The organism is Asanoa siamensis (assembly GCF_016862555.1).
Taxonomy (GTDB): Bacteria; Actinomycetota; Actinomycetes; order Mycobacteriales; family Micromonosporaceae; genus Asanoa; species Asanoa siamensis.
The window spans coordinates 83755-103880 of record NZ_BONE01000003.1; the positions used below are offsets into that span (position 1 = coordinate 83755).

Here is a 20126-nt window from a genome sequence, read left to right on the forward strand (position 1 = left end):
CGAACGAGATAGCTCCCCCACTACCGGCGGCGAAAAAGTTCTTCCGGGCGCCCCGCTGGTCGTACTCTTCCTGTCATGCCCGCTCTTGATCTTTTGCCGGAGGACTACGCGGTTTGCCGGCTTCCGGCCGGGTCGGCGCTCCCGCCCGGCCTGGTCGGTGGCGGCAACGGGGACCGCCCCGGTGTGGTGTCGGTGACCTGGACCGCCGACGAGGTCTCGGTGATCTGCCGAGCCGACCTGGTGCCCGACGGCGCGACCGCGGAGGCGCCGTGGCGCTGCCTGCGCGTCGAAGGCCCGCTGGACTTCGCGCTGACCGGCGTGCTGGCCTCGATGGTCGGCCCGCTCGCCGCCGCGCGCGTCAACATCATGGCCTTCTCCACGTACGACACGGACTATCTTCTGGTGCCCAGCGTCCGGCTGGCGGAAGCGGTGGCGACGCTCGACCGGGCCGGCCATCCCGTCACCACCTGAGCGGGCATACGATGACCCGGCCCGCACCCACGTCGATGCCCCACCCCGAGGTACCGTGCGCAGCCCCACCCGAATCCTGCCGATCGTCACGGTCGCGACGATCGCCCTGGGCGTGGCCGGCTGCGGCACGCCGCCGGAGCTGAACCCGCCTGGTTCGACGGTACCCAGCCCGTCGGCGACCGCCAGCGCACCGCCCAGCACGCTGCCGCCGCAACCTCCGCCGCCGCCACCGCCGAGCCCGACCGCGACCGGCTTCTCGGAGAGCTACGCGGTCGCCTGCGGCGGCCGGCCCTCCGGCGCCCAGATCATCACGCTGCTCAAGCGGCGTGGGCTGCTCCCCTCGTCCTACCGGAGTCAGCCGACCACCGGGCCGATGTGCTCCGGCGACTGGCAATGGACGGTCCTCGACACCAGCAACGGGCCGATCCAGGCGGTCAGCGAGCTGTCGGGCAACACGCTGCGCCTGATCACCGCGGGCACCGACGTCTGCACGGTCGAGGTGCGGGCGGGCGCACCCGCCGGCATCCGCACGGCGATCGGGTGTGTCTAGGCCCTTCTAGCCCTTGCGGATGCGGTCGAGCCAGGCCGCCGCGTCGGCGTAGTCCAGATCGGACTGACCGGGTGGGGCCGGCACGGGATCGTCGCTCTGCGCGTCGGTCAGGCGGTGCCGGGGGTACGAGCCGAGAAAGCGCACGTCCGCGCTCACCCGGCGCAGACCGCGCAGTGCCTCGCCCATCCGGTCGTCGGCGACGTGCCCGGTGCAGTCGAGGAAGAACGCGTACCGGCCGAGCGCCTCGCCCGTCGGGCGGGACTCGATCCGGGTCAGGTTGACCCCGCGGACCGCGAGTTCCATCAGCACCCCGAGCAGCGCGCCGACCCGGTCGTGGGCGATGTAGACGGCGAGCGAGGTGCGGTCGTCGCCCGTCGGCGGCGGAGGGGTGCCCGGGCGGGAGACCAGCACGAACCGGGTGACCGCGTCGCCGTGGTCGGCGATCTTCTCGGCCAGCACCGTGAGCCGCTGCTGGGTGGCGCCGATCGGCGCGCAGATCGCCGCGTCGTGCTCGCCCGCGGCGGCACTGCGGGCGGCGGCCCCGTTGGAGAGCACGTCGACCACGACGGCGTCCGGCAGGTTGTCACGCAGCCAGCCGCGGCACTGGGTGGACGCCTGCGGATGCGCGGCGACGGAGCGGATGTCGCGCAGCGCGACGCCGGGGCGGGCGGCGAGCACGAACTCGACCGGCAGCACCACCTCGCGGGTGATCACCAGCGGCGAGCCGGCCGCCATCTCGTCGAGGGTGACGCCGACGCCGCCGCCGATCGAGTTCTCCAGCGGCACCAGGGCCGCGTCGGCGTCGCCCGAGCGCACGGCGTCGAGCGCCTCACCGACGCTGCGGGCCGGCGTGCGCTGCCCGCGCTCGGCGGCCGGGATCGTGCGCAGCGCCTGCTCGGCGAAGGTCCCCTCGGGCCCGAGGAAGACATATCGGGTGGGCGGCGTTCCGGGCATAAACCCAGCGTAATCGGCGGACAGAGCGCTACGGGCGAAGGGGTTGGTGGCGAGCGCCCCGCCGACCGCCACCAGACACCGTGAAGCGCCCGGTGCTGCGGTGTGGTGAGGACGCTGCGACGAAGTCGTCAGCGCCCGGAGCCACACCGCAGCACCGGAAGGGGCGCGAAGCCGCCGCGCCGGAGGCGCGGCCAGCTCAACTGAACAGGCCGCCGAGCACGCCGCCCTGCTGCTGGCCGCCGCCGGCGCCGGCGATGCCCTGGGGCGGCTCCTCGGAGGGCTGCACGACGACGAAGCCCTGGCCGGCGAAGCTCATCGTGAACGCCTCGCCGGTGGACCGGCCGAGCAGCGTGCCGATGCCGAGTTGCTCGGCGCGGTGGTAGCCGGTCTGCAGGCTTGCCGACCAGCAGATCGCGGCCTGCGGGTCGACGTAGGTGGGCTGGTCGACCGAGAGCACGACCGGCGTGCCCTTGGTGGTGATGGCGATCCGGCCCTGGCCCGTGAAGACGCAGTTGAACAGGCCGGCCGAGGAGAGCATGCCCATGCCCTGGACCATCTTGATGTCGTACTGCAGCGTCGAGTCGAAGGCCAGCACGTTGGCGCCGTTGATCGACAGCGCGTCGCCGTGGTCGAGGTCGATCAGGTGGATGTCGGCGGCCCGGTCGCCCAGGAAGACGTCGCCGCGGCCGCTGATCTTCATCAGCGGCACGCCCTCGCCGGTCAGCTTCTGCTTGAGGAACTTGCCGACGCCGCCGGAGCCCAGCGCCTGGAACTGCACCTGGCCTTGGTAGGCGACCATCGACCCGGTGCGCGCCATGCACTCACCGTTCAGCTCGATCTTGACCATCTTGGAGTTCTGCAGCCGGATGCCTGGCTGGTCGGACTCCTTCTCCAGGTTCTCCGCGGAGAACAGGGCGCTACGCATCTGGGCGTTCCTCCATGACCGGGGGTGTGATTGCTGCCCAAGAGCGTAGGTAGCCTGCGCAAACGCGAGATCGCGACTGTCGCAAAAACGTCTGTTTCAGCCCCAGCCCAGCTCGTGCAGGCGCTCGTCGTCGATGCCGAAGTGGTGGGCGATCTCGTGCACCACGGTCACCGCCACCTCGTCGACCACGTCCTCGTCGGTGTCACAGATCGACAGGATCGGCAGGCGGTAGATGGTGATCCGGTCCGGCAGGACCCCAGCATAGTTCCAGCCGCGGTCGGTGAGGGCGTGGCCCTCGTAGAGGCCGAGCAGCCGCGTGCCCGGCGGCGACCTGTCCTCGACCAGGATCACCACGTTGCTCATGAGGGAGAGCAGCTCTTCGGGCACCTCGTCGAGGGCGTCGGCCACGAGCTCCTCGAAGCGCTCGCGACTCATCTCGACCGGCACGGCTCCCATTGTGCCGTGCCGGTCGGGACGATGCGGGACGCCGCCGGCGCAGGGCTCAGGCGAGGCGGGCGGTCAGGGTGATCTCGGCGCCGGGGGACAGCAGGCGCGAGATCGGGCAGTTTTCCTTGGCACCCTGGGCGATCTTCTGGAACTCCCCGTCCTCGAGGCCCGGGACGTCGCCCACGGTCTCCAGGTCGATCCGGGTCACGGTCATGCCGGCGTCGGTCTTGTCGAGGTGCACCTTGGCCGTCGTCTCGACGGAGGTGGGCGTGTGACCCGCGTCGGCGAGACCCTTCGAGAAGGCCATCGAGAAGCAGCCGGCGTGCGCGGCGGCGATGAGCTCCTCGGGGTTGGTGCCCTCACCCTCCTCGAAGCGCGACTTGAAGCTGTAGTTCCCCTCGAAACCGCCCTTGCCGGTGCGGATCGTGCCGGAACCTTCGGTCAGGTTGCCCGACCAGCGGGCGGAAGAACTGCGGATTGGCATGCCCTCGACGCTAGTCCACCCTGCGGCATGATTGCTGGATGCGGATCGGCATCCTCGGGACCGGCACCGTTGGCCTCACGTTCGGCACGCGGCTTCGCAATCTTGACCATGACGTCACCGTCGGTGCGCGCGAACTGGGCAATCCGCGCGCGGTGGAGTGGGCCGAAGCACACGCGGCGGCCTGCGGGACCTTCGCCGACGCGGTCTCGGGCGCCGAACTCGTGATCAACGCCACCGCCGGGCAGTACGCCGTCGACGCGCTGGAGATGGCCGGCGGCAACCCGGCCCTGGCCGGCAAGGTGCTGCTCGACGTCAGCAACCCGCTCGACTTCTCCACCGGCGAGATGCGGCTGAGCGTCTGCAACACCGACAGCGTCGGCGAGCAGATCCAGCGCGCGTTCCCGGACGCCCGGGTCGTCAAGAGCCTCAACACCGTCAACGGCAGCGTGATGGTCGAGCCGAGCCTGGTGCCCGGCGCGCACACGATGTTCGTCGCCGGCAACGACGCCGACGCCAAGCGTGTGGTGGTCGGCCTGCTGGGCGAGTTCGGTTGGGCCGCCAAGGACGTGCTGGACCTGGGCGACATCACGGGATCCCGGGGCATGGAGATGTACCTGCCGCTGTGGGTCTCGATCCTGCGGGCGGTCGACGGCAACCTGGCCTTCAACATCAAAGTGGTCGAAGGGTGACGACCCCCTACGACGTCATCGTCATCGGCGGTGGCCACAACGGTCTGGTGGCCGCCGGCTATCTGGCCCGGGCCGGCCGCCGGGTGCTGGTGCTCGAACGCCGTGACACCGTCGGTGGAGCCGCCGTCTCCGAGCACCCGTTCGGCCCGGATTTCACGGTCACGAGCCTCTCGTACGTGGTCAGCCTGTTGCCCGCCGACATGGTGCGCGACCTGCGCCTGGTCGAGCACGGCTACCACGTCTACCCGCAGGGGCCCTACTTCGCGCCCCGGGCCGACGGCCGGGCCCTGCGCCTGCCCGACGACCCCGCCGCGCGGCACCGGGAGATCAGCCGGTTCTCGGCCCGCGACGCCGACGCGTACGAGCGCTGGGAGGCCTGGCTCTCGCACCTCGGCCGGCTGGTGGGGCCGCTGCTGCACGAGATCCCGCCGAAGCTCGGCTCGAAGCGGCCGCTCGACCTGGCGGGCCAGGCGGGGCTCGCGGCCCGGCTGCGCCGCGTCGACGTACGCGCCGCCGTGGACCTGACCCGGCTCTTCACGGCGAGCATCGCCGACCTGGTGGAGGACCGCTTCGAGTCCGACGCGATGCGCGGGCTGCTCAGCGTCTCCGGCGTGATCGGCACCTGGGCCGGACCGCGCAGCGCCGGCACCGGTTTCGTCACCCTGCACCACCACCTCGACCAGACCGGCGGCCAGCAGGCCGGATGGGGCTTCCCGCGCGGCGGCATGGGCGGCGTCACCGCGGCGATGGCCGCCGCCGCCCGGTCCTTCGGCGCGGAGATCCGGACGGGGTCGCCGGTCGCCCGGATCGACACCCGCGGCGGCGCGGTGGTCGGGGTGACCCTCGCCGACGGCACCGAACTGCGGGCACCGACCGTGATCACCACCGCCCACCCGCGGATCTCCTTCCTCGACCTGCTCGACCGCGCCGTGCTGCCCGCCGACTTCGTCGCCGACATCGAGGCGTGGCGCAGCCGGTCGGGCACCGTGAAGGTGAACTTCGCGGTCGACCGGTTGCCCACCTTCACGAGCCATCCCGCGTACGCGCCGGAGGTGCACGGGGGCACGATCGTGCTGGCCGAGTCGATCGACGACCTGGAGGGCGCCTACCAGGAGGCGGTGACCGGCCGGCCGGCGACGCTGCCGTTCGCGGACATCTGCGTCCCGTCGGTGTTCGACCCGACCCTCGCGCCCGAGGGCAAGCACGTGGTCAGCGCGTTCACCCAGTGGGTCCCGCACACCTACGCCGCGCAGCCGCACACCGCGGATCTCGACGCGTACGCGGACCGGTTGGTCGCCCGCCTCGAATTGGTGGCGCCGGGTTTCACTGATTCCGTGCTCGGGCGCCAGGTCATCGGTCCACACACGATGGAGCAGGAGTACGGCCTGGTCGGCGGCAACATCTTCCACGGCGAACTGACGCCGGGGCAGATGTTCCACGGCCGGCCCGCGGCCGGTTACGCCGACCTGCGTACGCCGATCCGGGGTCTCTACCAGGCGGGCAGCGCGACGCACGGCGGCGGCGGCGTGACGGGCATCCCGGGCCGCAACGTGGTCCGCCAGATCATCCGCGACCGGCGCCGCCGACCCTGATCAACGCATCGACCCGCGACCGGCCCCACCATGTCATGCTGGGCCACATGTCCGCTGACGAGACCGGCCCCGCCGTCGTGGAGTTCGGTGACGACGACGCCTCCGACGGGTCCGATCGCACCGTCGTCGGCCGCTTGCGCCGGCTGGTCGGCGACCGCTGGCACCTGCTGGCCGGCGCCGTGCTCGCCGCGGCCGCGGGGTTCGTGTCGCTGGTCGCGACCTGGTACTCGATGACTATGCCCGTCGGCGAGCCCGACCCGACCACGGGCCAGCCGAGCGACCAGGCGCTCCCGTTCACCGTCACGGACCTCGGCGTCCTGGGCAACGCCTACGTGCTCGGCCTCCTGCTGCTCGCGGTGACGGTCGTGCTCACCCTGTTCGGCCCGCCGCCCGGCCGCCGCTACACCCGGCTGGCCGGCATCAGTTTGGCGGGTGGTCTGGTGGGCGTGCTGGTGGCGCTCACGTCCAGCCTCGGCAAGTCCATGGAACGCAACTTCTTCTACGGTTCCGAGGGCACGTTCGAGGTCGACACCACCACCGGTCTCTACGCCGCTTACCTGGCGGTCGTCCTCGCGGGTTCCGTGCTGGTCGCCGTCGGCCGGCTGTCGTTCGCCGACCTGCCGCCGGCCGCGGCGCCGGCGGCGCACCCGGGCGCCGACTGGGCCTGGCAGCGCCCCCGCCAGGTTCGCGACGAGATGGCCGACGAGGTCGCCGCCGCCGCGCCGCTCGACCTCACCGTGCAGCCGTCCCGGCCGTTCGCCCGACCGAACGGCGACGACGACCGCACCCGGTGATATCGGCGCGACCAGCGACAGTGGCCACCGGTACGCTGATTTACCGTGATTGACCTTCGACTGCTCCGTGACGACCCTGATGTTCTGCGCGCCAGCCAGCGGGCCCGGGGTGAGTCCGAGTCCGCCGTCGACGACCTGATCGGGGCCGACGAGTCGCGGCGGACGGCCGTGCAGCACTTCGAGGGTCTGCGGGCCGAGCAGAAGCAGCTCGGCAAGCAGGTGCCGCGGGCGACCGGCGCCGAGAAGGAAGCCCTGCTCGCCCGCACCAAGGAGCTCTCGGGCGAGGTCAAGACCGCCGAGGCGGCGGTCACAGAGGCCGAGGCGGCGCTGCGCGCGGCCCAGCTGCGGCTCTCCAACGTCGTCGAGGACGGCGCCCCGGCGGGCGGCGAGGACGACTACGTCGTGCTGCGCGAGGTGGGCACCAAGCCCGACATCGCGGAGCCCCGCGACCACCTGGAGCTCGGCGAGCTGCTGGGCGCGATCGACGTCGAGCGTGGCGCCAAGGTGTCGGGCAGCCGCTTCTACTACCTGACCGGCGTCGGCGCGCTGCTCCAGCTCGGCCTGCTGCAGATGGCCATCGCCCAGGCCGTCGAATACGGCCTGACCCCGTCGATCGTGCCGGCGCTGGTCAAGCCCGAGGCGATGGAGGGCACCGGCTTCCTCGGCGCGCACGCCAGCGAGGTCTACCGGCTCGAGGCCGACGACCTCTACCTGGTCGGCACGAGCGAGGTGCCGCTCGCGGCCTACCACAGCAACGAGATCCTCGACCTCGGCGAGCCGGTCCGCTACGCGGGCTGGTCGAGCTGCTTCCGGCGGGAGGCCGGCTCGTACGGGCGGGACGTGCGCGGCATCATCCGCGTGCACCAGTTCGACAAGGTCGAGATGTTCTCCTACTGCCGGCCGGAGCAGGCCCACGACGAGCACCTGCGGCTGCTGGCCTGGGAAGAGGAGATGCTGGCCAAGGTCGAGGTCCCCTATCGGGTGATCGACACGGCGGCGGGCGACCTCGGCAGCAGCGCGGCGCGCAAGTACGACTGCGAGGCGTGGGTGCCGTCGCAGGGGCGCTACCGCGAGGTGACGTCGACGTCCAACTGCACGACGTTCCAGGCGCGCCGGCTCAACATCCGCTACCGCGACGAGGCGGGCAAGCCGCAGATCGCCGCGACGCTCAACGGCACCCTGGCGACCACCCGGTGGATCGTGCCGATCCTGGAGAACCACCAGCGGCCCGACGGTTCGGTGACGGTGCCCAAGGCGCTGCAGCCCTATCTGGGCGGTCGCGACGTGCTGGAGCCGGTCAAGCGGTCCTGACCTCGCTGTGCCGCCCTGGGCGTAGGTGGCCCGGCCGCGACGATTTCTCCCAAACGTCATGGCTGGGCTACCCAGTGCGAGGTACGGTTGCTGCCCGGCCGCTCGCGGCTCGCTCCGGGCAGCCGTCCCGGGTCGGGGCGAGGAGGAGCCATGCCCCGACCGGGCCTGCCGAAACTGGTCGCCACCGACCTCGACGGCACGATCGTCCACAACGACGACACCGTGTCCGCGTACACCCATGAGGTTCTTGATCGGGTGCGGGCCGCGGGCATCCCTGTCGTGGGCGCGACCGGGCGGGGCCCGCGGTTGGCCGAACTGACCCGCAACGACATCCGCGACGCGGATTTCCTCGTGATGGCCAACGGCGGTCGGGTCGTGGACCAGACCGATCCCCTCGACCCGATCGTGCTGCGCGACGCCCGGCTGCCCGGCCGGGTGCTGGCCGCGGTGATCACCGAGTTGGAGTCGGCGGTCGGGCCGCTCACGGTCATGGTCGAGGCGCTCGACGGGCACGACGACCCGCTCTGGGGCGACCCGGACCCGTCCTGGCGCTATCCCGACCGGTTGGAGCCGCGCAGCCGCACCGAGTGCTTCGCCGGCGACGTGATCAAGGCCTTCGCCCGGGCGCCGGGGCACGACGTCGACGAACTGCTGGCCGCGGCCGCGCGGATCGTGTCGCCGACGGTCGCCACCGTGACCCAGGCGGGGCTGGGCTTCATCGAGATCCTCCCGCCCGGCGTCGACAAGGCCACCGGCCTCGCGGTCGTCACCGAGGCGATCGGCGTCGACCCGGGCGACGTGCTGGTCTTCGGCGACATGCCCAACGACCTGGGGATGTTCGCCTGGGCAGGCTGGGGCCGGGTGGCCGTGGCCAACGCGCACCCGCTGGTCCGGGCCGCCGCCGACGAGATCACCTCGAGCAACGAGGAAGACGGTGTGGCGGTTTACCTCGACCGGCTACTGTCACGATGATGTTGATCGCCACGGACCTCGACGGCACCCTGCTGCGTGCCGACAAGACGATCAGCGCCCGGACCTCCGCCGTGCTGGAGCGCGCCGCGGCCGCCGACCTGCCGGTGGTGCTGGTGACCGGGCGGCCCATCCGCTGGCTGCGGATGGTCTACCAACAGCTCGCCACGCCCCTGCCGGCCGTCTGCGCCAACGGGGCTGTGGTCTACGACCCGGCCCGTGACCAGGTGCTGCGGGCCGACCCGCTGGCACCCGAGGGGCTCGCCGAGATCGCCCGCCGGCTGGCCGAGGAGGTGCCGGAAGCGGTGCTCGCCGTCGAGGTCATGGACGGGCGGGAGATGCGGCACCACATCGACTACCCGATGCGCTGGGACACCGAGCACGGCGGCGTCGAGGCCGTCCAGGCGGTCGCGGAGCTGCTCACCCAGCCCGCGGTCAAGCTGCTCGTACGCGCCGGCGAGCGGGACCCCGACGAGTTCAGCGCGCTGGTCGGCAAGACCCTGGCCGGGGTCGCGGAGGCGACCCACTCGTCGACGTCCGGGCTGGTCGAGGTCTCCGCGTCCGGCGTGACGAAGGCGGCCGGGCTGGCCTGGTACTGCGACCGGCTCGGCGTGCCCGCCGCTTCCGTCACGGCGTTCGGCGACATGCCCAACGACGTGCCGATGCTGGCCTGGGCCGGGCGCGCGGTGGCCGTGGGCAACGCCCACCCGGCGGTCAAGGAGGTCGCCGACGAGGTCGTAGCCAGCAACGAGGACGACGGTGTGGCGGCCTATCTGGAGTCGGTGCTGCCCTAGGGTCTGTCCTGCCCTAGAGATATTGGCCGGTGCCGCGGCCCTCGGTGCCGGGCTGCTGGCCGCCGGGGAGGCCGGGGATCACGCCCGGCACGGCGCCCGGTGGCAGGGCCGGGCGGCCGCCGCCGCCACCGCGCATCTGCTCGAGCTGCATGCGGGCAGCCATCTGCTGGGCCACCAGCGCGGCCTGGATGCCGTGGAACAGCCCCTCCAGCCAGCCGACGAGCTGAGCCTGGGCGACCCGCAGCTCGCCCTCGCTCGGCGTCGACGTCTCGCTGAACGGCAGCGAGAGCCGCTCGAGCTCGTCGCGCAGCTCCGGCGAGAGGCCGTCCTCCAGCTCGACGATCGACCGCTGGTGGATGTCGCGCAGGCGGGCCCGGCTGGCTTCGTCCAGCGGCGCCGCGCGTACCTCTTCCAGCAGTTGCTTGATCATGCTGCCGATCCGCATGACCTTGGCGGGCTGCTCGATCTGGCGGCCCGGGTCTTCCTCGCCGGCGCCGTCCGCGTCGACCGTGCCGACGGGGCGGCCGTCCGGCCCGACCACCACGACGGTGCCCGACCGACGGTTGCCTTCGACCTGCTCGTCCGGCGCTCCTGGGGTCTCGGTCATGCGCTCCATCTTTCCCCACCGCCCGCCGGCTGTGCTCACGGGACCCGGCAAGCTAGCGTTCCGCGCATGCCCGCGCGCGAACCCGACCCCCGCGACGTGCTGGTCCTGCCGGCGCCGCCGCCGGACGCCGTCGTGCGTTATGGGCCGCACGCCGATCATGTCGCGGATGTCCGCCTGGGCGGCACCGGACCGCTCGTGGTGATGATCCACGGCGGTTTCTGGCGGGCGGAGTACGACCGCGCGCACACCGGGCACCTGGCGGCGGCGCTGGCCGCCGAGGGCTATCCGGTGGCGCAGGTCGAATACCGGCGCACCGGGCCGGGTGCCGAGGGTGGCTGGCCGGCGACCTTCGACGACGTGCTGGCCGGCGTGGCCGCGCTGCCGGAGCTGGTGGCCGAAGCGGCGCACGCCCTCGGCCGGCCCGCGCCCGCCGCGGCGCCGCCGCTGCTGATCGGGCATTCGGCCGGGGGGCATCTCGCCCTCTGGTACGCGGCCCACGCGCCGGCTGAGGCGGCGCCCGGTGGGGTGCTGGCGCTGGCTCCGGTCGCGGATCTCGCCGAGGCGTACCGGCTGGATCTTGACGAGGGAGCGGTCGAGGCGCTGCTCGGAGGTGCTCCCGGTGACTTCCCGGAGGCGTACGCGGGGGCGTCTCCCGTTCCGGCGCGTGCCCTGTCGTTACCCTGTGTGATCATCCACGGAACGACGGATGTGCAGGTGCCGATCGAGCTGAGCCGCCGGTTCGTGGTGGCGGCGCGGGCGGCGGATGCCGAAATCGCGCTCCACGAACTTCCCGAAGTTGGGCATTTCGAGTTGATCGATCCCCGTTCGGCCGCCTGGCGAAAGGTGACGGAGGCGTTGCGGTCCTTGCGGCGGTGATCACCTTTATTGACGCAGCGTCGCTGAGACGGTAGGAACCCGAGGGAGTGTGGCAATTAGCCCACCGGTCGGAGAGGGTCGGTTCCGTGTCGCAGATGGATCGTCGCAAAGCGTTGCGGTTGTTCGCGGGATTGGGTGCCGCGGGCTTCCTCGCCGGTTGCGGCACGGGCTCAGCCGGCGAGGCCGCCGAGGCCAATGAGTTGGTCAGCGACGAGCCGATCAAAATCGGTCTTATCGCCCCTCAGACGGCGGGCTACAAGGACATCGGCGACGAGATCGCCCGCGGGTTCAACCTCTACCTCGAGATGAACGACCAGCGGCTGGGCGGCCACCAGGTGCAGCTCCTGGTCGCCGACGAGGGCGAGACCGTCGAGTCCGGCAAGGCCGCCCTGGACGGCCTGCTCAAGCAGGGCGTGCTGGCCCTGACCGGCGTCGTCAACTCGACCGTGATGCTGGGCATCCGGGACACCGTCGAGCAGGCCCGGATCCCGTTGATCGGGTCGGCCGCCTCGCCGTCGGCGCTGCAGAGCGTCGTCTACATCTGGCGCACGTCCTATGTGAACAACGAGGCGGGGCAGGCGCTCGGTCGGTACGTGGCCGAGAACGTCGGCGGCAAGGTCGGCATCATCGCGCCCGACTACGAGGCCGGGCGCGACGCGGTCGAGGGCTTCCGGACCGCGTTCGGCACCACCCAGACCCGGATGGCCGCGCCTGTCTGGACCGAGTACGTCGCCGAGCCGACCAAGACCTTCTTCCGGGCCAAGATCGACCAGGTGCGGCGGACCAACCCGGAGGCCATCTACTGCTTCTACAGTGGACAGGCGGCGGTCGAGTTCCTGCGGCAGTTGCGCGCCGACGGCTACACGGGCCAGGTCTACGCGCCCGGCTTCCTCACCGAGGGCGCGGTGCTGCGCGAGTTGAAGCGCAACGAGGCCAAGGGTGTCTACACGGCCCTGAACTACTCGCCGGACCTCAACAACGCGGCCAACCGCGCGTTCGCGACCGCGTACCGCAGCGCCTACGAGGCGACGCCGAGCGGCTACGCGGTCGCCTCCTACGACGCGGCTCAGGTGATCGACAAGGCGGTGCGGCTCGCCGGGGCGAACCCGACACCGCAGGAGGTCAACCTCGCGATGGGCAAAATCGGACTCGTGGCCAGCCCGCGCGGTGACTGGCAGTTCAACCAGACCCGGACCCCGCAGCAGAAGTGGTACCTCCGCCAGGTGCAGAACGACGGCCCGGTGCTGGCCAACGTGCTGATCAACGAGCTGGCGACGCTGGGCTGAGCGTTCCTAGGGTCGCAGCTCCGCTACGCAGCACTTGACGCTGCCGCCGCCCTTCTTCAGCTCGCTCAGCTCGACGAGGACGGGGGTGTAGCCGGCCGCGGTCAGCTTCGCCGCGAGACCGGTCGCCTCGGCGTTGAGCACGACGTTGCGGCCGTCGCTGACCAGGTTGAGGCCGAAGGCCAGGGCGTCGGCCTCGTCGGCCAGCAGCGCGTCGGGGAAGAGCTGGGCCAGGATGCGCTGGGAGCCCGCGGAGAAGGCGCCCGGGTAGTAGGCGATGTTCCCGTCGTCGAGGGCCGCCAGGGCGACGTCGAGGTGGTAGAAGCGCGGGTCGACGAGCTGGAGCGAGATCGCCGGGCGCCCGAGGGCTTCCTGAGCGTGGCTGTGCGCGACGGCCTCGGTGCGGAAGCCGTAGCCGGCGAGGATCATCCCGCCGTACGCGTCGGGCAGGTAGGCGAAGTCGCCCTCACCCTCGTTGATCTCGGTCGGCTCGACGTACGCCCAGGTGCCCTGCTCCTCGTAGAAGGCGCGGTGGGCGGCTGCCTCGGCGGTGCGCTGCGGGTAGCGGAAGCGGGCGCCGAACGCCGTGCCGTCGACCGTGAACGCGCCGTTGGCGGCGTAGACCATGTCGGGCAGGCCGTCCTGCGCGGGGAGCACGTGGACGGTGTGCCCGAGCCGGGCGAGCGTCTCGCGCAACAGCTGCCACTGCTTCAACGCGAGTTCGACATCTACCGGCGCACTCGTGTCCATCCACGGGTTGATCGCGTACGCCACCGTGAAACGCTCCGGCGGGCACATGAGATATGTCCGCTTACGCGACATCCGCTCGTCCTTCACGATCACCATGATCAGGTACTCTTCGTGGTCAAGACAGCCGAATCTCTTGCTTGGAAGAGGCGAAACGTTGCAGATCGACGAGGTGGACCAGCGAATCATTGCGTCGCTCGTCGCGGACGCGCGGTCCTCGTACTCGGAGATCGGTGAACGGGTCTCGCTCTCGGCCCCGGCGGTGAAGAGGCGCGTCGATCGACTGCGGGCCGCAGGGGTGATCAAGGGCTTCACGGCGGTGGTCGACCCGGCGGCCGTGGGGTGGACGACGGAGGCGTTCGTCGAGCTCTACTGCACGGGCCGGACGACGCCGGCGCAGCTGACGGTGGCGACGAGGAGGCATCCGGAGGTGGTGGGGGCCTACACGGTGTCGGGCGAGGCGGACGCGCTGGTCCATTTACGGGCGGCGGACATCGCGCATCTGGAGCAGGCGCTGGAGCGACTGCGGGCGGAGCCGTTCGTGACCTCGACGCGAAGCATGATCGTGCTGAGCCGGCTGGTGGACGCCCCGAACGTGGTGCCGGCGCCGAACTGACCCGGCGGGAACGCGGTCGGGGCGCGCGGCGTCAAACCCGGCATGACGAAGGCCAGTCGCGGTGCGATCGCCGTTGCCGCCGTGTTGCTCGTGTCCGGGTGCACCGCCGGTTCACCCCCGCCGGCCTCGTCTCCCCCGCCTCCGCCGCCGGCGGCGCCCGCGCCCGCGTTCCAGCTCGTCGCGTTCGACTCGTGTGCCGACGTGCTGGCCTCCGTGAAGAAGGCGGCCAAGGAGTCGGTGACGCCGTGGGGTTTCCCTGACGGGTTCGGCCGGGCCTGGGCGTCCGCGCGGGCCGCCGGTGCCGCGCCGGAGTCGCTCAATGCCCGCGACGCCGTCGAGAAGGGCGACACCGGCTTCTCGGGCACCAACACCCACGAGGCGGGTGTCGACGAGCCCGACCTGGTGAAGACCGACGGGCGACGGATCGTGACGGTCAGCGGCCAGGTGTTGCGGGTGGTCGACCCCGCCTCCCGCCGGTTGACCGGCACCGTCGACCTCGGCGGCGACGAGTTGCCGCTGATCGACCCGCAACTGCTGCTCTCCGGCGACCGGGCCATGGTGCTCACCGCGGTGCCGTCGCGGGTCGAGCCGGGCCGCGAGGCTGTCCGCGAGAGCCTGGTCCCGTGGGCCGCGACCACCGTCCGGCTGATCACGGTCGACCTGGTCGGGCTGTCGGTGGTCGGCTCCTACACTCTCGACGGCTCGCTGGTCGACGCACGCCAGGTGGGCACGACCGCACGGATCGTGGTGCGCTCGCGCCCGCGGATCACCTTCCCCTATCGGGAGCAGGGCACCGACGCCCAGCGCCTACGCGACAACCGGGCGACGATTGACCGGTCCACAATCGACGATTGGCTGCCACGCTGGTCGTCGCTCAACGGCGGGTCACGCGACGGCGGCCGGATCGACTGCGGGGCGCTGCGCAGGCCCGACGTCTTCTCGGGCACGTCGCTGCTGACGGTGCTGAGCTTCGACATCGGCGGCGCGTACGGCACCGGCGACCCGACCACGATCCTGGCCGACGGCGATCTGGTCTACAGCAACGGCCCCAGCCTCTATGTGGCCAACGACCAGCGCTGGCGCACGTTCCAGACGGACCTGGTCCGGACCTCGCCCGGACGACCGCAGGACCTCTCGACGGTGATCTACCGCTTCGACGTGTCCGCGGCCGGACCACCGCGCTACGTCGCCGCCGGTTCGATCCCCGGCAATGTGCTCAACCAGTACGCGATGTCGGAGTTCGACGGCCACCTGCGCGTGGCGACCACGCTGGCGTCGAACGAGTCGTCTGTCTACGTGTTGCGCGTAAGCGACCTGGCCCGGGTGGGCATGGTCGGCGGTCTGGGCAAGGGAGAGCGAATCTACAGTGTCCGGTTCGCGGGCGTGGTCGGCTACGTGGTGACGTTCCGGCAGACGGACCCTCTCTACACTGTGGACCTCTCCAATCCGATGGCGCCGGCGGTGCGGGGCGAGCTGAAGATAAACGGATACTCCGCCTATTTGCACCCGGCGCCCAACGGCCGCCTGATCGGGGTAGGCCAGGACGCGGACGAACGCGGCATGACGCTCGGCACCCAGGTGTCACTTTTCGACGTCTCGAACCTGTCGACCCCCACGCGGGTGGCTCAGCATCGCATCCCCGGCAGCTATTCGGAGGCCGAGCACGACCCACACGCGTTCCTCTACTGGGAGCGGACGGGCTTGCTGGTCGTCCCGGTGAACACAGGTGGCCAGCAGGAAATGCTTGCGCTGCACCTCTCGGGTTCGAAGCTGACGTCGCTGGGCACGGTGCGGCATGCAATGGGCAAGCTCGACTATCCACCGATGATCCGCCGGTCCCTGATGGTCTCCGGGACACTGTGGACGGTGTCGGAGGCCGGCATGCGGGCGACGGATCCTACGTCCATGCGCGACCAGGGGTGGATCGCCTTCTAGGATGTGCATAGGCGGGGGACCCCGCAGGCACGAGGCGCAGGCGCAGGCGCAGACGCCCGCAGGCACAGGCGCAAGCGCGGACGCCCCGCCGCCGCCCGCGCAAGGCACGACCGCAGGGCCCTGGCAACGCACGGGCGCGTGGGGTAGTTCTGCGGCGTGCTGATGATGCGCGGCGTTCGTTGCGCGTCTGCCAGCGGCACGCCGCGCCAGTTGGTGCTTTTGCTTAGAGGTACATGCCCGTCTTGGGCTCCTGCGCGGTCGTGCGGTGGGGTGGCTTGTCGCCCTCGCCGAAGAAGCGCTTGCCGCCGAACTCGCCGTGTAGGCGGTCGTCGAGTTCGTCGGCCAGGCCCGTCATGACCTGGACGGCGAGCATCAGGTGGGTCGCCTGGAAGTTGCGGCCGAAGACGGGGATCGACGCCCAGACGGTGTCGTTGGTGCAGTAGAGGCGGCCGATCGGCATGCGGTTGGTCAGCTCGGAGAGCTTCACGTACAGCTGCTCGGTCGGGTCGACCTCGGTGAGCACCGGCGAGAAGACGTCGACCAGCGGCGGGTTGTCCCGGACGCGTACGAAGACCATGGCCGAGCCGGCCCTGATGCCGATGTCGCCGTCGGAGTCGAGCGTGAGCTGGTCCGGCTCGGACTTCATCAGCGCGGCGACCACGGTGCGCACGCGCTCCTCGAGCGCCACGCTGTCGTCGTCGGCCGGCTGCTGCTCACCGCGGGCGGCGATCGCCTGGCCGGCCTTAATGGCGCTGTCGAGGTCGAGGCTCCCGGCCAACTCGGGGCGCGCGGTGGCGAGCGGCTCGACGGGGATCGGCTCATCCTCGGCGTCGTGCACGAGGTAGACGAGGAAAGCGGGGTGCGGGGCGCCGTAGACGTCGCGCAACGTACGCGAAACGGTCGTGGCGATCCGGGACGCGTCCTTGATCGGCGCATGCAACCCGAACTGCTCACCGGAATCCGGCAACACCCCGGGCGGCGACCACCCGAGCGCGACAAGATCGGCTACCGCGCCCCGGTCGAGCCGGTAGCCCTCCGGCAGCGACGCGTTGCCGACCGCGAGCGCGCGCACCATGCCGTCGCTGACGATCTGAAGCTCGACCGAGTAGACGGCAGCACCGGTGCCCGAGGCGGTCGGATCCAGCGTCAGCTCGACGCGCGAGCCGACCGGAAGCCCGGGAAGCACCGTCGACAGCGCCCGCGCGAAGTCACGCCACGCCTCGATGACCTTGCCCCGCAGGTCAGCCGTGCTCGCCTCGTCGAGCAGGATGGCATCGGCAAAGCCTTCGTCGCCCGTACTCGCTAGCTGCGCTGACGTCATGATCGCCTCCGTCCGTCAGCCACACCCTACCCACGGCACCGGTCGGCACGGATAGGCCGGTGTGAGTCGGATAACCGCATTACACCGCGCTTCCGCCCGCTCCTCGGACCGAGCCCGGGGCCCAAGCCCCGACCCTAGGCCAAACCCATGATCAACGCGTTCCCCGGGGGGACACGCGCCCTCGTACGAGCCAACAACGCCATCACCCAAACGACCACCCAAATCCACCATCCGAAGCGAACCCGAAGATTTCGCGGTTTTCGGCAGCAGACGCCCGCAGGGTCTTCTTGCCTGCCACCGACAACCGTGTCCCGGCGGCCCTGCGGTCGCTGGCCGGCTTGACAATGATCCGGCGTATGGGCCGTGGTCGGTTAGCGGCGGCGTTCGGACGGGCAGGGGCATAGCCTCGTAGCAGGTCTGGTCTGGAAGGAGCACCGTGGCGAGGTTCGCGGCCGTCGTGTTGGCGGGCGGCAGTGCCCGGCGGATGGGCGGATCCGACAAGCCGTCCGTGCTCGTGGCCGGGATCTCGATGCGCGACCGGGTGCTGTCCGCCGTCGCCGCGGCGGAACCGCGCGTGGTCGTCGGCGGACGCTCCGATGTGCCGGACGGCGTGCGCTGGACCCGCGAGGAGCCACCCGGTGGCGGACCGGTCGCCGCCCTCGCCGCCGGACTCGCGACGGTGGACCCGGGCGCGGAAGAGGTGGTCGTCGTAGCCGGCGACCTACCGATGCTGACGACGGCAGCCGTACACGACCTGCGCGAAGCTCTGTCCACTGCGGACGGATCACTGTTCGTCGACCGCGACGGCCGGCGGCAGTTGCTGTGCGGGGTATGGCGGACCGCGGCCCTGCGCCGCCGCCTGACCGAGATGGCCGCAGCGCAGCCCGGCGGGGTAGCCGGCGCGTCGATGCGCGCCCTGATCGAACCCCTCGACGTGGTCGACGTTTCGTGGGCGGGAGAAGATCCGCCGCCGTGGTTCGACTGCGACACCGATGACGACCTCCGTAAGGTGCGGGAATGGCTGACAGCGAAAACCACGGGATAACGCTCGACGAGTGGGTCAAGGCGGCCTGCGCACACCTGGGCATCGACCCGTCCGACGCCCAGGTGCCGCTGGTGCTCAACCTGGCCAAGGACGTCGCCCACAACACCGTCCGACCGGCGGCACCGGTCACCGCCTACCTGCTGGGCCTCTCCGTCGGTCGCGGTGCCGACCCCCGCACGACCGCGGCCGAGTTGACCGCGCTCGCGACCGGCCAATCCGACGCCGGGCCGGCAGGCGAACGAGCCACCGACCGCTGACGCCACCTCACGGCCACGAACCCCCGCCCGACCCCCCGGGCCACCGACCGCTGACGCCACCTCACGGCCACCCCGAACCCCTGACCCAAACCCGCCGAGCCACCCACCGCTGACGCCATCACGCGGCCACCCCGAATCCTCGGCCGAACCGTCCGAGCCGTCGCGTGACCTTGGCCGCGGTCAACCCTGGCCACGACCGGTCAGTCGGCCATCATCGGCAGGAGTGCCCCGCGCCGGCCGGGGGACGCCCACCCGCTGCGACAAGTCACCGCGGTGGGTCGGCGGCCCCTGGATGCAGCGGTCGACCGAGCTTCATGCCCAGCAGAAGCGCGTTTCCTACCCGGTGCCTCCTTCCCCGCAGCGGGTCGTGAGAGCGACCCAGCGACCGCCGCGCCTCCAGTCCGTCGGGGACCCGGGCCCGAGCGCCCCGAGCCCGAGCGCCTTCGCACTGCGCGGGCCAGCGGCCGAGGTCCGCGCCGGTTTGCCGGTCATCCGTGCGCGTCGTAGCGCCAGCAGGGGCAGGATGGTGGCGTGGGACGCGTAACCGACAGGCGGGAGATCGTGCGTATCGACCTCTCGACCGGCACCGCCGTGCGCCGGATGGACTCGATCTCCGGTGAGGAGCCGCTCGAGATCCGGGTGGGTAGCCGCGCCGACGGGCCAGGGCCCCGGCGGCCGCTCGCCGTCACCATGCGTACTCCGGGTGACGACATCGATCTCGCCATCGGGTTCCTGCTGACCGAAGGCGTGATCCGCGACGCCGGCGACATCGTCACCGCCCAGCTGTGCGCAGGCACGGACACTCCCAACACCTACAACGTGGTCGACATCGTGCTCGCCGACGACGTGCCCGCGCCCGACACCGATCCCGCTCGTGCGTTCTACACGACCAGTTCCTGCGGCGTCTGCGGCAAGGCGAGCATCGACGCGATCCGTACCCGGTCGCCGTGGCAACTCGCCGAGAGCGGGATGACCATCTCCGCCCACCAGCTCGCGGCCCTGCCCGAGCGGCTGCGGGCCGCCCAGCGGGCGTTCGACCGTACCGGTGGACTGCATGCCGCCGGACTGTTCACCGCCGACGGCGAGCCGGTGCTGGTGCGTGAGGACGTCGGGCGGCACAACGCCGTCGACAAGGTCATCGGACGGGCCGTCGCGGAGCACCGCTTGCCGCTGCGCGACCATGTGTTGCTCGTGTCCGGGCGCGCCAGTTTCGAGCTCACGCAGAAGGCGTGGATGGCCGGAATCCCGCTGCTGGCCGCCGTGTCGGCGCCGAGTTCGCTCGCCGTCGACCTGGCGCAGGAAGCCGGCATGACGCTGGTCGGCTTCCTGCGTGGCGTGACCATGAACGTGTACGCCGGCGCCCACCGCGTCACCCAGGCCGATCCCGAGCGCACGGCGACGCAGGCGGCCGGCTGAGACCCGCCCGGCGACATCGGCGGTCGCGAGCAATCGCGAAGCG

The 20126-nt window shown here is 71.4% G+C and carries 22 protein-coding genes; 15 read left to right on the top strand and 7 right to left on the bottom strand.

What is annotated here, in order from left to right:
- Positions 1-75: 75 nt before the first annotated feature.
- Positions 76-471 carry an ACT domain-containing protein gene (locus Asi02nite_RS03100; RefSeq protein WP_203710576.1) on the top strand — a complete coding sequence of 132 codons (396 nt, stop codon included), beginning with the start codon at positions 76-78 and terminating at the stop codon, positions 469-471.
- A 55-nt stretch (positions 472-526) separates the two neighbouring features.
- Positions 527-1021 (top strand): hypothetical protein, encoded by a 495-nt coding sequence (locus Asi02nite_RS03105; RefSeq protein ID WP_203710577.1) that lies wholly within the window; start codon positions 527-529, stop codon positions 1019-1021.
- A gap of 6 nt (positions 1022-1027) precedes the next feature.
- Here the strand turns inward: Asi02nite_RS03105 and pheA are convergent, their stop codons facing one another.
- From pheA to Asi02nite_RS03125, 4 genes are all read right to left on the bottom strand, one after another.
- Entirely contained in the window at positions 1028-1975 is a 948-nt protein-coding gene (gene pheA, locus Asi02nite_RS03110) for a prephenate dehydratase (RefSeq protein ID WP_203710578.1), read from the bottom strand.
- Between the two features lie 196 nt (positions 1976-2171).
- Entirely contained in the window at positions 2172-2900 is a 729-nt protein-coding gene (locus Asi02nite_RS03115) for an AIM24 family protein (protein WP_203710579.1), read from the bottom strand.
- A 96-nt stretch (positions 2901-2996) separates the two neighbouring features.
- A complete protein-coding gene (locus Asi02nite_RS03120) occupies positions 2997-3356 on the bottom strand; it encodes a metallopeptidase family protein (protein WP_203710580.1) in 360 nt (119 codons plus the stop codon).
- A 46-nt stretch (positions 3357-3402) separates the two neighbouring features.
- A complete protein-coding gene (locus Asi02nite_RS03125) occupies positions 3403-3831 on the bottom strand; it encodes an OsmC family protein (protein WP_203710581.1) in 429 nt (142 codons plus the stop codon).
- Positions 3832-3869: 38 nt separating this feature from the next.
- Here Asi02nite_RS03125 and Asi02nite_RS03130 point away from each other — a divergent pair, with 38 nt between their 5' ends.
- From Asi02nite_RS03130 to Asi02nite_RS03155, 6 genes are all read left to right on the top strand, one after another.
- Positions 3870-4520, top strand: a complete 651-nt coding sequence (locus Asi02nite_RS03130) for an NADPH-dependent F420 reductase (protein WP_203710582.1) — start codon at positions 3870-3872, stop codon at positions 4518-4520.
- Positions 4517-6112: a phytoene desaturase family protein gene (locus tag Asi02nite_RS03135; RefSeq protein ID WP_203710583.1), complete on the top strand. Its 1596-nt coding sequence runs from the start codon at positions 4517-4519 to the stop codon at positions 6110-6112. Before Asi02nite_RS03130 ends, Asi02nite_RS03135 begins: the two co-directional genes overlap by 4 nt.
- Positions 6113-6159: 47 nt before the next feature.
- Positions 6160-6906: a hypothetical protein gene (locus tag Asi02nite_RS03140; protein ID WP_203710584.1), complete on the top strand. Its 747-nt coding sequence runs from the start codon at positions 6160-6162 to the stop codon at positions 6904-6906.
- 45 nt (positions 6907-6951) lie between these two features.
- Complete coding sequence (gene serS / locus Asi02nite_RS03145) at positions 6952-8217, top strand: serine--tRNA ligase (RefSeq protein ID WP_203710585.1); 1266 nt, start codon at positions 6952-6954, stop codon at positions 8215-8217.
- Positions 8218-8367: 150 nt separating this feature from the next.
- The gene (locus Asi02nite_RS03150) at positions 8368-9189 is read left to right on the top strand and encodes an HAD family hydrolase (RefSeq protein WP_203710586.1); all 822 of its coding nucleotides are present in this window, start codon (positions 8368-8370) and stop codon (positions 9187-9189) included.
- Positions 9189-9980 (top strand): Cof-type HAD-IIB family hydrolase, encoded by a 792-nt coding sequence (locus Asi02nite_RS03155; protein WP_373312122.1) that lies wholly within the window; start codon positions 9189-9191, stop codon positions 9978-9980. Before Asi02nite_RS03150 ends, Asi02nite_RS03155 begins: the two co-directional genes overlap by 1 nt.
- A gap of 13 nt (positions 9981-9993) precedes the next feature.
- On the opposite strand, the gene Asi02nite_RS03160 is transcribed toward Asi02nite_RS03155, so the two are convergent.
- Positions 9994-10587 (bottom strand): bacterial proteasome activator family protein, encoded by a 594-nt coding sequence (locus Asi02nite_RS03160; RefSeq protein ID WP_203710588.1) that lies wholly within the window; start codon positions 10585-10587, stop codon positions 9994-9996.
- A gap of 66 nt (positions 10588-10653) precedes the next feature.
- On the opposite strand from Asi02nite_RS03160, the gene Asi02nite_RS03165 reads away from it, so the two are divergent.
- Both Asi02nite_RS03165 and Asi02nite_RS03170 read left to right on the top strand, forming a co-directional pair.
- Positions 10654-11463, top strand: coding sequence for an alpha/beta hydrolase family protein (locus tag Asi02nite_RS03165; RefSeq protein ID WP_203710589.1), 810 nt, complete (start codon positions 10654-10656; stop codon positions 11461-11463).
- 86 nt (positions 11464-11549) lie between these two features.
- Positions 11550-12749, top strand: coding sequence for an ABC transporter substrate-binding protein (locus Asi02nite_RS03170; RefSeq protein WP_203710590.1), 1200 nt, complete (start codon positions 11550-11552; stop codon positions 12747-12749).
- 6 nt (positions 12750-12755) lie between these two features.
- Here Asi02nite_RS03170 and ddaH read toward each other — a convergent pair whose 3' ends face one another.
- Complete coding sequence (gene ddaH, locus Asi02nite_RS03175) at positions 12756-13592, bottom strand: dimethylargininase (protein ID WP_203710591.1); 837 nt, start codon at positions 13590-13592, stop codon at positions 12756-12758.
- A 58-nt stretch (positions 13593-13650) separates the two neighbouring features.
- Here ddaH and Asi02nite_RS03180 point away from each other — a divergent pair, with 58 nt between their 5' ends.
- Both Asi02nite_RS03180 and Asi02nite_RS03185 read left to right on the top strand, forming a co-directional pair.
- The gene (locus Asi02nite_RS03180; RefSeq protein ID WP_203710592.1) at positions 13651-14109 is read left to right on the top strand and encodes an Lrp/AsnC family transcriptional regulator; all 459 of its coding nucleotides are present in this window, start codon (positions 13651-13653) and stop codon (positions 14107-14109) included.
- A gap of 42 nt (positions 14110-14151) precedes the next feature.
- Complete coding sequence (locus Asi02nite_RS03185) at positions 14152-16044, top strand: beta-propeller domain-containing protein (protein WP_203710593.1); 1893 nt, start codon at positions 14152-14154, stop codon at positions 16042-16044.
- A gap of 223 nt (positions 16045-16267) precedes the next feature.
- On the opposite strand, the gene Asi02nite_RS03190 is transcribed toward Asi02nite_RS03185, so the two are convergent.
- Entirely contained in the window at positions 16268-17365 is a 1098-nt protein-coding gene (locus Asi02nite_RS03190; RefSeq protein ID WP_203710594.1) for a T3SS (YopN, CesT) and YbjN peptide-binding chaperone 1, read from the bottom strand.
- A 436-nt stretch (positions 17366-17801) separates the two neighbouring features.
- On the opposite strand from Asi02nite_RS03190, the gene mobA reads away from it, so the two are divergent.
- The 3 genes from mobA (at position 17802) to fdhD (ending at position 20083) form a co-directional block, all read left to right on the top strand.
- A complete protein-coding gene (gene mobA / locus Asi02nite_RS03195) occupies positions 17802-18410 on the top strand; it encodes a molybdenum cofactor guanylyltransferase (RefSeq protein WP_203710595.1) in 609 nt (202 codons plus the stop codon).
- Positions 18383-18667, top strand: a complete 285-nt coding sequence (locus Asi02nite_RS03200; protein ID WP_203710596.1) for a DUF6457 domain-containing protein — start codon at positions 18383-18385, stop codon at positions 18665-18667. Before mobA ends, Asi02nite_RS03200 begins: the two co-directional genes overlap by 28 nt.
- A gap of 531 nt (positions 18668-19198) precedes the next feature.
- Entirely contained in the window at positions 19199-20083 is an 885-nt protein-coding gene (gene fdhD / locus Asi02nite_RS03205; protein ID WP_203710597.1) for a formate dehydrogenase accessory sulfurtransferase FdhD, read from the top strand.
- Positions 20084-20126: the final 43 nt, after the last annotated feature.

Bases quoted from the DNA above. Each gene is read 5' to 3' on its own strand.
- Asi02nite_RS03100 (WP_203710576.1), top strand. From the start codon at position 76: ATGCCCGCTCTTGATCTTTTGCCGGAGGACTACGCGGTTTGCCGGCTT.
- pheA (WP_203710578.1), bottom strand. From the start codon at position 1,975: ATGCCCGGAACGCCGCCCACCCGATATGTCTTCCTCGGGCCCGAGGGG.
- Asi02nite_RS03115 (WP_203710579.1), bottom strand. From the start codon at position 2,900: ATGCGTAGCGCCCTGTTCTCCGCGGAGAACCTGGAGAAGGAGTCCGAC.
- Asi02nite_RS03120 (WP_203710580.1), bottom strand. From the start codon at position 3,356: ATGGGAGCCGTGCCGGTCGAGATGAGTCGCGAGCGCTTCGAGGAGCTC.
- Asi02nite_RS03125 (WP_203710581.1), bottom strand. From the start codon at position 3,831: ATGCCAATCCGCAGTTCTTCCGCCCGCTGGTCGGGCAACCTGACCGAA.
- Asi02nite_RS03130 (WP_203710582.1), top strand. From the start codon at position 3,870: ATGCGGATCGGCATCCTCGGGACCGGCACCGTTGGCCTCACGTTCGGC.
- Asi02nite_RS03140 (WP_203710584.1), top strand. From the start codon at position 6,160: ATGTCCGCTGACGAGACCGGCCCCGCCGTCGTGGAGTTCGGTGACGAC.
- Asi02nite_RS03150 (WP_203710586.1), top strand. From the start codon at position 8,368: ATGCCCCGACCGGGCCTGCCGAAACTGGTCGCCACCGACCTCGACGGC.
- Asi02nite_RS03155 (WP_373312122.1), top strand. From the start codon at position 9,189: ATGTTGATCGCCACGGACCTCGACGGCACCCTGCTGCGTGCCGACAAG.
- Asi02nite_RS03160 (WP_203710588.1), bottom strand. From the start codon at position 10,587: ATGACCGAGACCCCAGGAGCGCCGGACGAGCAGGTCGAAGGCAACCGT.
- Asi02nite_RS03165 (WP_203710589.1), top strand. From the start codon at position 10,654: ATGCCCGCGCGCGAACCCGACCCCCGCGACGTGCTGGTCCTGCCGGCG.
- ddaH (WP_203710591.1), bottom strand. From the start codon at position 13,592: ATGGTGATCGTGAAGGACGAGCGGATGTCGCGTAAGCGGACATATCTC.
- Asi02nite_RS03185 (WP_203710593.1), top strand. From the start codon at position 14,152: ATGACGAAGGCCAGTCGCGGTGCGATCGCCGTTGCCGCCGTGTTGCTC.
- Asi02nite_RS03190 (WP_203710594.1), bottom strand. From the start codon at position 17,365: ATGACGTCAGCGCAGCTAGCGAGTACGGGCGACGAAGGCTTTGCCGAT.
- Asi02nite_RS03200 (WP_203710596.1), top strand. From the start codon at position 18,383: ATGGCTGACAGCGAAAACCACGGGATAACGCTCGACGAGTGGGTCAAG.